Source organism: Micromonospora sp. CNZ309 (assembly GCF_002846525.1).
In genome coordinates this window covers 2,492,850-2,505,686 of the sequence record NZ_PJNG01000001.1, presented here as the reverse complement: position 1 = coordinate 2,505,686, position 12,837 = coordinate 2,492,850, and the positions used below count along the sequence as shown (strand labels likewise).

Here is a 12,837-nt window from a genome sequence, read left to right as displayed (position 1 = left end):
GACCATGACGCACACCTCGCTCATCGCGGCCCTGTCAGCCTGGGCGGACACCCGGGCCGACGACCACGCGCTGACCTTCGTCGACAGTGCCGGGGCGGCGACCAGCACCACGTACGGGCAGCTCGACGAGGGCGCCCGTACCGTGGCCGGCCACCTGCGGTCGATCGCCGCACCGGGCGACCGGGCGCTACTGCTCTTCCCACCCGGCCTCGACTACGTCACGGCCTTCCTCGGCTGCCTCTACGCCAACGTGGTCGCGGTGCCGCTCTACCCGCCGGGCCCCAACGCGCGCCTCGACCGCGTCACCACCGTCGTGCGCGACTGCGGAGCCACCCACGCGCTGACCACCGCGAAGCTGGTCGAACCGCTGTCGGGCCTGGCGGCCGAGCCGGACGGACCGGCGGTGCACCCGATCGAGGCGGTGCGGGCGCAAGCCGCTCCGGTGGGGCCGCACCGGCCGGGGCGGGACGACCTCGCCTTCCTCCAGTACACCTCCGGATCGACGGGCGATCCCAAGGGGGTCATGGTCGGCCACGGCAACCTCACCGATAACCACCGGGCCATCGCTGCCGGCTTCGGGATCACCACCGACGACGTGGTGCTCAGCTGGCTGCCGATGTACCACGACATGGGCCTCATCGGCACCACGTTGCTGCCACTGTTCGTGGGCATACCGGCGATCCTGCTCGACACGTACGCGTTCGTCCGGGATCCGCTGCGGTGGCCGGCGGAGGTGTCCCGTTTCGAGGCGACCCTCTCCGGTGGACCCAACTTCGCTTATCAGCTCCTGGCGGACCGGTTCGACGCCGGGCTGCTCGACGGCATCGACCTCAGCTCGTGGCGGATCGCCTTCAACGGCGCGGAGCCGGTGGACAGGCGGACGATGGACGCGTTCTCCGCCGCGTACGCGCCGCTCGGGTTCGACCGCCGAGCGTTCTATCCGTGTTACGGCCTGGCGGAGGCGACGCTCTTCGTCAGCGGCCCCGAGGCCTCGACCGGCTACCGCGCCAGCACCTTCGATCGGCACGCTGTCGAAACGGGCCGGCTGACCGAGGCGACCGGAGCAGCAGGGACCGACTCGGTCACGCTGGTCTCCTGCGGCACCCCGCCACCGGGTACGACGGTCGCCGTGCGCCGCCCGGACGGCGAACCCTGCGCCGCGGGCGAGGTCGGCGAGATCTGCGTGAGTTCCGGCGGGGTGGCCGCCGGGTACTGGGGCAAACCCGACTCCGCCGCGACGTTCGCCGCCACCGTCGGCGGCCAGCGGGGGACGTTCCTGCGTACCGGGGACCTCGGCGCGACGTACGACGGCGAACTCTACGTCGCGGGGCGCCAGAAGGATCTGATCATCCGGGCGGGCCGCAACTACCACCCGCACGACATCGAGGCCGTCGCCACCGCGGGCGACGAGCACCTGCGCCCGGGCGGCGCCGCGGCGTTCCAACCGGAGACCGGTGATCAGCGGGTGGCGCTGGTGGTCGAGGCCTCCCGCAGCGGGCTGGCGCGGCTGCGCGCGGACCCCGCGCTGGTCACGTCGCTGACCGGCGGGCTGCGGCGGCGGGTGGCCACCGAGTGCGGGTTGGACCTCGACGACGTGCTCGTCGTCATGCCCGGCGCGATACCGAAGACCTCCAGCGGGAAGATCCGCCGGCGTGCCACCAGGGAGCAGTTCGTCGGCGGACGGCTCAAGCTCGTCGTGCCGGCGGTCCCGTCTGTGGCAACCGAGCGGGCCGCCGCCGACACCCACCCCGGCGAGCAACCCACTGGGGTGGAACAGCTCGTCCGGCGCTACGCGAACCTCGGAGGGTCCGAGCTGGATCCGTCGCTGCCGCTGGCGGCGCTGGGACTCGGATCGCTGCGACTGATCGAACTCAAGGCGGCGGTCGAGCGCCTGGTTAACGGGACCCTGGACACCGAGTTGTTCTTCGGCGACCGGTCGGTGGCCGAGCTGGTCGCCGCCGCCGCGGCTCCCGGCCCGGCCGCCGTACCGCTGCCGGTGCAGACCGGCGCGGTGAGCCCCGCCTCGGCCGGCCAGGTCGAGCTGCACTTCTACGACGAGGTGTCCCGCGGCAACCGGGCGAACAACCTGGCGATCGCCCTGCGCTTCTGCGGCCGCGTCGAGGAGGAACTGCTGCGTGCCGCGATCGACACGGCCGTCGCTCGGCACCCCGCGCTGCGCACGACGCTCGGACCGCTCGGCTCCGGCGTCCAGACCGTCCACGACCAGGGCACGGTCGACTGGGAGTGCCGGGCCTTCCCGGACGGCCCCGACGAGGCGGCACGGACCTACCTGCACGAGCGGGCCTACCGCCCCTTCGACCTGGTGAAGGGCCCGTTGGTGCGGGCCGGGGTGGCGTACCCGCCGGACGGCACGGTGCTTCTCGTGGCGTGTCATCACGCGGTCGTCGACCACTGGTCGCTCCAGCTCCTGCTCGCCGAGATCCTGCCCCGGATCACGGGCGCCGACGCCCCGCCGGCCACGGCGGGACCGGGCGCGGCGGACGCCACCGACTGGGCCCGGCTACAGCAGCGGGCGCGACTCGATCCCGATCGGCGCGACCGGGTCACGGCCCTGGCGGAGAGGTGGCGGTCACTGCGTGACCTCGTCCTCTTTCCGGAACGACCCGCTTCAGCCCGGTCGCCACGACGACGACCGGACCCGGACCGGCACCGGGCCGGCTGGATCGACTTCGAGGTCGACCCGGACGTCGTACGGACCCTCCACCGGCACGCGGCGCGGCGCGGCTTCACCCCCTTCGTCCCCCTGCTGGCCGCCTACGTCGAAGCCCTGCACCAGGTGACCGCCGAGCCGCGGATCGTGATCGGCACGCCGCACCACGGGCGCACCGACCAGCGCTTCGCCGGCACCGTCGGCTACCTGGTCAACATGGTGCCCATCCTCGGTGACCTGACCGACCGGCCCGATCCGTCGGCGCTCGAGGAACGCCTGTGGCGGGAACTGCGGGCGGCACTGTCGACCGCGGACGTTCCCTTCAGCGACCTGGTCCGGGCACTCGCCGCGGATCGGCACGGCCAGAATCCGCTCTTCCAAGCGACGCTGACGCTCCAGCAGCCGGTGGACGGCAGCGACGTGGGACTGTCCGTGCCCTGGATCCGCCGGCGGCGACGGATCGGCTCCCACGACGTCGAGACGTTCGACCTGCCGCCCCTGGACGCCGCCTTCGCGACGAGCCTCTACGGCGCCCTCGACGCGGGCGGACTCGCGTTCCGCCTCGTCCACCAACGCCACCTCGTGCCTGCGGAGGCGGCAGCCGAGGTGTGCCGGCGGTTCTCCGAGAATCTCGCCCGGTTGGTCCGACGGCCGTCCACACCACTCGCTCACGACACGGTTCGACTCAGCTAAGGCGGAGATGATGACTGCTTCCGATGGTGCCGTCGGTAATCTGGTGGAGTCGTTCGACGAGGTCGTCCGCGCTCATCCGGACAGCATCGCGGTGTGCTGCGCAGACCGGCGGATGTCGTACGCCGAGGTGGCCGCCCGGTCGACGGCGCTCGCCGCGGCGATCAGGGCGCGGGTCGACGACCCGTCGCGTCCGGTGCTGCTGCTCCTGCCGCGTTCGGCGGACATGGTGGTCGCGAGCCTGGCCGTGCTGCGGGTGGGCGCGGCGTACGTGCCGGTCGATCCGTCCACTCCCGCCGCCCGGCTGAGACTGATCGTGGCGGACGCGACGCCCTCGGTGGTGTTGACGACTCCCGGGCTGGCGGAGCTGCTGCCGCCGGGCACCCCGGTCCTGGGGCCGCAGGACGTCGCGGCGGACCGCAGCGACGACGCCGACGGGCGGTGCCCCGCGGCGTGGGACACCCGCGCCTACGTCATCTACACCTCGGGCACCACCGGGCGGCCGAAGGGCGTGGAGGTCAGCCACGGCAACGTGCTGCGCCTGATCCGGGCCACCCGGCCGCAGTTCGGCTTCGGCCCCGGCGACGTCTGGACGATGTTCCACTCGTTCGCCTTCGACTTCTCCGTCTGGGAGATGTGGGGGGCGCTGCTGTCCGGTGGCCGCCTGGTCGTCGTGGGACAGGACGTCGCACGGGACCCGGTGGCCTTCCGGGCGTTGCTCGCCGACGAACAGGTGACGATGCTCAGCCAGACGCCCACCGCCTTCAACAGTCTGGTGGCGCACGAGACCTCCCAGCCCGACAGGCTGCCGCTGAAGTGGGTGGTCTTCGGCGGTGAGGCGCTGCGCTTCGGTGACCTCCGGCCCTGGGTGGACAGGTACGGCGACCAGCAACCGCAGCTGGTGAACATGTACGGCATCACGGAGACGACGGTCCACTCCTCGTACCGCAGGGTGCTGGAAGCCGACCTGACGAGCACGGCCAGCCTCATCGGTCGTCCGCTGTCGGATCTCGGTTTCCTGCTCTGGGACGAGCAGGGCCGGCCGGTGGCCCCGGGCCAGACCGGTGAGGTCATCGTGACCGGAGCAGGGGTGGCCACCGGATACCTGGGCCAGCCCGGACCGACCGGCGAGCGGTTCCTCGACCTGACCGTCGACGGCAGGCCCGTGCGGGGATACCGCTCCGGTGACCTCGCGCGCCTGACCCCCGCCGGGGAGTACGAGTACCTGGGGCGGGCCGACGACCAGGTCAAGATCCGTGGGCACCGGGTCGAGCTCGGGGAGATCCACGCGGCGCTGACCGCGGTACCCGGCGTCGAGCAGGTCGCGGTGACCGTCCGTCGGGCGCGGCCGCAGCGCAACCCGGTGGTGAAGCAGGAGGCGGTGTCCGGGCAGATCTCCGCGGTCCGCAGTCTCGTCCGGGCCGGGCAGGCCGCGCCGGGCACCGGCAACAACCGGACGCAGATCGTCGCGTACGTGACCCACGACCCCGGCTGCGAGCTGGGGGAGATTCCGGAACTGCTGCGGGCGAGCCTGCCGTCGTACATGCTTCCGGCGTTCGTCGTCCCGGTGCCGGAGATTCCCGTGAACGCCAACGGGAAGGTCGACTTCACGCTCCTGCCCGCACCGACCGCGGCCAACCAGCTCCGGGCGCCGATGGCCACGGAGGCGGTCGCCGACGCCTCGTCGGCGACCCTGCAGCGGGCGATCCGCGCGCTGTTCGAGGAGGTGCTCGGCATCGAGGGGGTGGGACCCGACGACTCCTTCTTCGGCATCGGCGGGGACTCCATCATCGCGGTGCAGCTGCGTGCGGCCGCTGCGAACCGCGGGATGACGCTGGACCTGGCCGACATCTACGAGCTGAAGACGCCGCGTGCGCTGGCCGCCAACGCGGTCGCCACGGACGAGTCGATCGACCCGCCGGTCGAGCCGTTCAGCCTCATCGACCCGGCGGACCGGGTGCACCTGCCGGCCGGCGCGGTGGACGCCTACCCGTTGGCCACCCTCCAGGCCGGCGTGCTGTTCCACAGCGCGTACGCCGAGGGCGTCAACATGTACTGCGACATCTTCATGTTCCGGTTGCGCGCCAGGTTCGACCGCGACGCCATGAGCCGCGCGCTCGCACGGGTGACCGAGCGCCACGAGATCCTGCGGACGTCGTTCCACCTGTCCGGCTTCTCGCAACCGCTCCAGGTCGTCCACGCGCAGGCCCGGACCCCACTGAGCGTGGCGGACCTGAGCCGGCTCGACGAGGACCGGCAGCTGGCCGAGTTCGAGGCCTGGCAACGTCGGGAGATGAGCAATCCGTACGACTGGGCGCGGCCGCCCCTGGTCCGGTTCACGGCGCACCTGCTCGGCCCGGACGAGTTCATGTTCTCCATGAGCTTCCACGACACGATGTTCGACGGGTGGAGCGAGACGTCACTGCTCGCGGAGATCCTCGTCGACTACTGGCAGGACCTGCGGGGCATCGCGTCGCACGACCGTGCCCTGCCCGTGCGCCGGTACGCCGACTTCATCGCCAAGGAGCAGGCCGTGCTCCGCGACGAGGCGGTCCGGGAGTTCTGGCGACAGGAACTGGCCGACGTCGAGCCGAGCCTGCTGCCCCGCCTGGCCCGGGGCTCCGGTGAGGTCCACGAGGGGCGGATGGGCTTCCTCAGCGTGGACCTCCCGGCGGAACTCTCCGACCGCCTGCACCAGCTCGCCGCCGCCTGCGGGGTGTCGGTCAAACACGTGGTGATGGCCGTCCAGGCGCGGGTGGTCATGGCGCTCACGGGACGCGACGACGTCGTGCTCGGCGTCGCCGCCAACGGGCGCGTCGAGGAGGAGGGCGGCACCGAGGTCATCGGCCTGCACCTCAACCTCGTGCCCTTCCGGCTGCGGCCGCGGGGCCGCACCTGGCGCGAGCTGATCGCGGCGACCAGTGACAAGGAGCGGGAACTGCTGCCGGTGCGGCGCTTCCCGCACGCCGAGATGCTCCGTCTCGCCGGCGTATCCGAGCTGACCGACATCATGTTCAACTACACCCACTTCCACGGCTACGAACGGCTCGCCCACGCCACGGGCATCGAGGTGGTGGACGGCTTCGGCTACATCCAGACGAACTTCACCCTGCGGGCCGAGTTCAACAAGGATCCGTTCAGCCGGCTGCTCACGCTCGACCTCGAAGCGAACATGGAGCGGATCTCGGAAGACCAGCTCCACGAGGTGGCGGACATCTTCCTGCGGGCGCTGACGAGCGTCGTCGACCAGCCGGACGACGAGCCGACGCAGGTCGCGATGCTCGGTGAGCAGCGGTACCGGGCGTTGCTGGCGATCGCACGCGGGCCGGTCGAGCCGGCGACGGCGACGGGCTTCCTCGACCGGATGGCCCACTCGGTGCAGACGTTCCCCGACGAGGTGGCCGCAGTCTGCCGGGGCCGCGAGGTCACCTACCGGGAGCTCGCCGCACACGTCGAGCGGGTGGCCGGACGGCTGCGCGAACGGCAGGTGGGCCACGGCACCGTGGTCGGCCTGGCCAGCGGCCGGAACATCGACTACCTCGTCGTCACCCTCGCCATCCTCCGCCTCGGCGCCGTGTATCTGCCGCTGCCGCAGGGCCCGGCCGCACGCGTCGCCCGCATGGTCCAACGGGCGGAGACGAGGCTGGTGGTGTGCGACCCGACGCACCGCGCCGCGTTGGCCGCGATCGGTGAGGTCGAGCTGGTCGATCTGGCGGACGTCCTCGCCGCCGATGCCGGCAACCCGGTCGCGCTCGGCCCCGCACCGGGCGGTCGGGACAGCGCGTACGTCATCTTCACCTCGGGCTCCACGGGCGAGCCCAAGGGCGCCCTGATCCGGCACGACGGCATGCTCAACCACATCGACGCCAAGATCCAGCAACTGGGCCTGCGGCCGGGCGACCGGTTGGCCCAGGACGCCGCCGCCACCTTCGACATCTCCGTCTGGCAGTTCCTCGCGCCACTTGCCGTCGGCGCCACGACCGTGATCTACCCGGACGAGGTCGGTCAGGACGCGGCGTCGCTGCTGCGGGCCGTGGCCGAGGACGGGGTCACCGTGCTGGAGGTGACGCCCTCCGTGCTCAACATCATGTGCGCCGAACTCGCGTTCTACGGCGTCGACGCGTTCCCCCCGTTCCGCCTGCGCTGGGTCGCCTCGCAGGCGGAGACGCTGACCCCACAGTCCGCCAACACGTTCCGCCGGCTGCTGCCCGCGGTGGGGCTGCTGAACATGTGGGGGACGACCGAGACGTCCGACGACGTCCTGCACCACCTCGTCGCGGTGGACGTCGACGAGCGGGACCCCTCCGTCCCCATCGGACGGCCCGTGCGCAACACCGCCCTGTACGTGTTGGACGGCGGCCGGGAGCCGGTGCCCACCGGCACGCCGGGCGAGCTCTACGCTGGCGGCATCTGCGTCGGCGGCGGCTACGTCAACGACCCCGACCGGACCGCCGCGGTCTTCGTCAGCGACCCCTTCGCCGTCGACGGGGAGGGCATCATGTACCGCACCGGTGACCGCGGCCGCCGGCTGGCGGACGGCTCGCTGGAGTTCCTCGGCCGGATCGACAACCAGCTGAAGATCAGAGGGAACCGGGTCGAACTGGACGAGGTCAGCCGCGCCCTCGCCGGTGTCGAGGGGGTCCAGGAGAGCGTGGTGATCGTCCGGCAGTCCGACGACGGCGGCAAGCAACTCGTCGGGTTCTTCGTACCGGAAGTGGTCTCCGGCGGCGCCGGCGGTTCGACCGAGGGCTCCCTGGTCCGCCGGGACCTGCGGCCCGAGGAGGTCCGCGCCGGGCTCAGCCAGGTCCTGCCACGCAACGCCATCCCGGACTTCCTCGTCCGCATCGATGAGTTGCCGCGCACGAGCCACGGCAAGGTCGACACCCGCTCGCTGGCGGCGACGGCCCTCTCCCCGGTCGACGAACCGACCGGGGAGAGCTCCGCCCCGATGACCTCGATGGAGGAGGCCGTCGCCGAGATCTGGGCCTCCGTGCTGTACGGTCGCCGGCCCGGACCCCAGGTCAGCTTCTTCGACCTGGGCGGCCACTCCCTGCACGCCACGCAGGTCCTCGCCCGGCTGGGGGACCGCCTCGGGGTCCGCCTGCCGATCCGGGAACTGTTCGAGAACCCGACGCTGCGGGGTTTCGCCGCTCGGGTCGAGTCGGCGCTGACGGACGAACGGGAGTCGGCGGTGCCGATCCCGGCGAGGCCGGCCGGCCTGCGGGAGTTCCCGCTGTCCATGGCGCAGTCGAGCCTCTGGTACCTCGACCAGCTCGACTCCGACGGCGCCTACACCGACGGCTACCTCCTGCACTTGCGTGGTGACCTCGACGTGGCGGCGCTGCGGGCGGCCGTCGACCGCCTCGTCACGCGGCACGAGGTGCTGTCCAGCCGGATCGTCGAACGTGACGGCGTGCCGCTGCTGGTCGTGGATCCCGAAGCGAGACCGCGCCTGCGGGTACGGCAGGCCACTGACGCGGTGGCCGTGGAGGGGGACACCGAGGCGATGCTGGAGTACGTCCGGCAGCGGGCGACGCGGCGCATCGACCTCGGTGGCGTGCTGACCGAAGCCACCCTGTACCGCTTCTCCGACCGGGACCACGTGCTCGAATGGACGAGCCACCACGTCGTCACCGACGGCTGGTCCAACGAGGTGATCCTGCGGGAGATCGCGGAGTCGTACGCGGCCCACCGGGCGGGACGGGAGGCGGACCTGCCCCCGCTCCCGATCCAGTACGGCGACTACTCCCGCTGGCAGCAGAACTACCTCGAATCGGCGCCGGCCCGACGCGAGGGCGACTTCTGGCGGTCCTACCTCAAGGGTTACGACGGGGAACTCGCCCTCGCGACCGACCTGGAGCGGACCGAGGACCGTGCGCGGGCCGCGGGCCAGCACCGCCGGGAGTGGGACGAGACCTTCTCCGCCGAGGTGCGGGCGTTCGCGAAACAGCTCAACGTGACCCTCTTCATGGTCGTGCACGCCGTCAGCGCGGTGCTGATGGCCAAGCTCGCCCAGCAGTCGGATGTGGTGATCGGCGCGGCCGTCGCCGGTCGGCACCCGGCGGAGACGAGGGACCTCGTCGGTTTCTTCGCCAACACCGTGCCGTTCCGGTACCAGGTCGACCCGGAGCACAGCGCGCGGGCCGTCATCGCATCGGTCCGGGACAGCGCCCTGAACGCCCTGGATCACCAGAGCCTGCCGTTGCAGAAGATCGTGGACCTCGTGGGAGCACCCCGTCGACCCGGGGTCAACCCCCTGGTCCAGGTCGTGGTCTCCGTCGCCCGGTCGATGCGTGGTGTCGCCGCGCTGCCGGGCCTGGACACGACCGTGACCCAACTGGGCGCGCAGACGAGCCGCTTCGACCTGTTGCTGCACTTCACCGACGAGGACCGGATCGGGCTGACCATCGAGTACGACCGGTCGCTGTTCACCCCGGAGGCCGTCGACCGGCTGGCCGGGGCGGCCGACCGGCTGCTGAGGTTCTTCTCGGGCAGCCCGGACCGGCCGGTGCAGGAGGCGACGCTCGTCGACGACGAGGACCGCGGGGCGCTCGGGGAGCTCTGGCGGGAGGTGAGCGGCCAGTCCCTCGAGATCGACCACCGCGCGACGGCGACGCTCATCGACTCCCCGCACTGGGGCGCGTACGTGTCACGGGTCGAAGCGGCAGGGCTGATCGTCCCGCTGGTGCTCGCCCTGTGAGGACCGGCGGGACGAAACCTGGGGAGAACCGCTCATGACGTCGACCGATCGCGCGCTCCGGCTGCGTCGGCGGCTCGCCGGCCGCCACGACGTGTCCGTACCGGCGGTCGACCGGACCGCCACCGCGACGGTCACCGCCGACAACCTGGTCGCCGCCTTCGACGAGGTCGCCGGCCGGCACCCCGACCGGGTCGCCGTCCGCTGCGACCGGCAGGCCCTGACGTACCGGGAACTGGCCACCGCCTCCCGGACCCTGGCCAGCCGGATCGCGCCGGTCGCGCCGCCCGGCCAGCCGGTCGGCGTGCTGCTGCCGCGCTCGGCACGGATGATCGTGGCGGCGCTGGCGGTGCTCCGGACGGGCGCCGCGTACCTGCCGCTCGACCCGGAGGCGCCCGCCGTCCGCACCGGCATGATCGTCGGTGACGCGGCGCCGTCCCTGGTGATCACCACGGGTACGCTGGCCGGCTCCCTGCCCGCGACGGTCGCGGCCGTCCTGCTCGACGCGTCGGACCCCGGCGGGGAGCAGCCGGACCCGCCCGCCGCACCGGTGCGCCCGATCGCGCCCACCGACCGGGCGTACGTCATTCACACCTCGGGCACGACCGGCCGTCCCAAGGGGATCGAGGTCTCCCACGCCAACGTCCTGCGCCTGATCGGCACCACGCAACCCCTGTTCGGGTTCGGGCCCGGGGACGTGTGGACCATGGCGCACTCGTTCGCCTTCGACTTCTCGGTGTGGGAGATGTGGGGGGCGCTGCTCACCGGCGGGTGTGTGGTCGTCGTCGGGGCCGAGGTCATGCGGGACCCGGTCGCCCTACGGCGCCTGCTGCGGGCGGAACGGGTCACGATGCTCAGCCAGACGCCCACCGCCTTCGGTTCGCTGGCGGCCCAGGAGGACGAATACGACGACCGGCTGCCGCTGAGGTGGGTGGTCTTCGGCGGTGAGGCGCTCCGGTTCGCCGACCTGCGGCCGTGGGTCGCCAAGTACGGCGACGCCGCGCCCGAACTGGTCAACATGTACGGCATCACCGAGACCACCGTCCACGCGTCGTACCGCCGGATCCTGGCCTCCGACGTCGCCGGCACGACCAGCCTGATCGGCGTTCCCCTTCCCGACCTCGACTTCCTGCTGTGGGACGAGGACGATCAGCCGGTCGCCGACGGTGAGACCGGGCAGATCATCGTCACGGGTGCGGGCGTGGCCCTCGGCTATCTGGGGCAACCGGAACTCACCGCGCAGCGGTTCGTCACCGTCACCGACGCGCAGGGCCGGCCCGTACGCGGCTACCGCTCCGGGGACCTCGCCCGGCGGACGCCTTCCGGCGAGTACGAGTACCACGGGCGCAACGACGACCAGGTCAAGGTCCGCGGCTACCGCCTGGAGTTGGGGGAGGTGCACGCCGCCCTGGCCGCCCTGCCCGGTGTGCGGCAGGCCGCGGTGGTGCCGCACACCGCACCCGGCACGGGAACCCGACTGGTGGCGTACGTCGTCGGCGACGATGGCGTCGGTCCGGCGCAGCTGCGCTCCTGGATGGAGGGTCGGCTTCCGGTGTACGCCGTTCCGTCCGCGTTCATCGTCGTCGACGCGCTGCCGCGAACCGTCAACGGCAAACTCGACCGGGCGGCCCTGCCCGACCCGGGCCCCGTCCTGACGCCACACCTGCCCGCAGGCGTCGACGACGTCACGCGGTCCCTGCTGGCGATCCTGGCGGAGCTGCTGCCCGGCACCGAGGTCGAGCCAGACACCGACTTCTTCCGGCAGGGCGGGAACTCCCTGCTGGCGACCCGCCTGCTGGCCGCCGTACGCCGGCAGTTCGGTGTCGTCGTCCCGCTGCGCGACTTCCTGAAGGCGCCGACGATACGGGCGGTGGCGGGCGCGGTCCGCCGGGCCCGGCCGGCCGGACGGAGCGCGGCGTCCCGCCGCGCGGTCGACCTGCTGCCACTGGGGGACTCCACGGCGGGCCGGGCGCCCGTGGTGGCGCTGCCCGGCGTCTTCGGGATCGGAGCCTCGATGGCGCGGCTGTCGACGCACGTCCGGGGCCGCCCGTTCTACGCCCTGCACACCCGCGACCTCCTGCGGGCGCAAAACGGCACGCCGTCCTCCGCCGTCGTCGCGCAGGCCTGCCTGGCCGAGTTGCTGCCCGTCGTCGAACCCGGCGTCCACCTCGTCGGACACTCCCTGGGTGGGGCGATGGCGCTGCACCTCGCCCACGCGATGCGGGCGGCCGGCCGTCAGGTACGGAGCATCACCCTGCTCGACGCACCGAGCCCACGATGTCTCCACCAGCGCCTCTCCGAGGATCACCGGACCCGGCTGGTCGCCTTCCTCTCCGACGTCGCCCTCGCGTTTCCCGAGCACACCCGCCGGTGGCGCGAGCTCTCCCCGCAGTCCGCGGCCGGGCTGGCCGACACGGAACTCCTGCGGTGGGCCGCCTCCACCGCGGCGCCCGCCCTGGCTGCCACGATCGGCGGGCTCGCCCACGCCTTCGCGGACTACCGGACGATGGGGCGGATCATGGCGGAGCCGGCGCCTGCCCTGGCCGTGCCCGCACTGCTGCTGGTGGCGGGCCTGGAGAGGTCCGACGACGATGACGGGCACACCGAGGACTGGCACCTGGTGCTGCCGAACCTGACCGAGACGGTGGTGGCCACCAGCCACGAGGGCATGCTGCGTGACCCCGAAGCGGCTACCGTCGCCGAGGCAATGATCGAGTTCCAGCGCCAGCGGGACAAGACGGAAGGAAACCCGAGTTGACCCGGGAACCGGCTGCGAGCG

The 12,837-nt window shown here is 72.4% G+C and carries 3 protein-coding genes; all 3 read left to right on the top strand.

Annotated features, from left to right (window positions below; genetic code table 11):
* The first annotated feature begins 4 nt into the window (after positions 1–4).
* Genes CLT72_RS09895 through CLT72_RS09885 form a run of 3 tightly spaced genes read left to right on the top strand, consistent with a single transcriptional unit; the run spans position 5 to position 12,816 of the window.
* Positions 5–3,364 (top strand): AMP-binding protein, encoded by a 3,360-nt coding sequence (locus CLT72_RS09895; protein ID WP_101411056.1) that lies wholly within the window; start codon positions 5–7, stop codon positions 3,362–3,364.
* Positions 3,365–3,374: 10 nt separating this feature from the next.
* Positions 3,375–10,061 (top strand): non-ribosomal peptide synthetase, encoded by a 6,687-nt coding sequence (locus CLT72_RS09890; RefSeq protein ID WP_158242006.1) that lies wholly within the window; start codon positions 3,375–3,377, stop codon positions 10,059–10,061.
* A 34-nt stretch (positions 10,062–10,095) separates the two neighbouring features.
* Positions 10,096–12,816: an amino acid adenylation domain-containing protein gene (locus tag CLT72_RS09885; RefSeq protein WP_101411052.1), complete on the top strand. Its 2,721-nt coding sequence runs from the start codon at positions 10,096–10,098 to the stop codon at positions 12,814–12,816.
* Positions 12,817–12,837: the final 21 nt, after the last annotated feature.

Excerpts from the sequence above, each read along its gene's own strand:
- CLT72_RS09895 (WP_101411056.1), top strand. The coding sequence starts at position 5 with ATGACGCACACCTCGCTCATCGCGGCCCTGTCAGCCTGGGCGGACACC.
- CLT72_RS09890 (WP_158242006.1), top strand. The coding sequence starts at position 3,375 with ATGACTGCTTCCGATGGTGCCGTCGGTAATCTGGTGGAGTCGTTCGAC.
- CLT72_RS09885 (WP_101411052.1), top strand. The coding sequence starts at position 10,096 with ATGACGTCGACCGATCGCGCGCTCCGGCTGCGTCGGCGGCTCGCCGGC.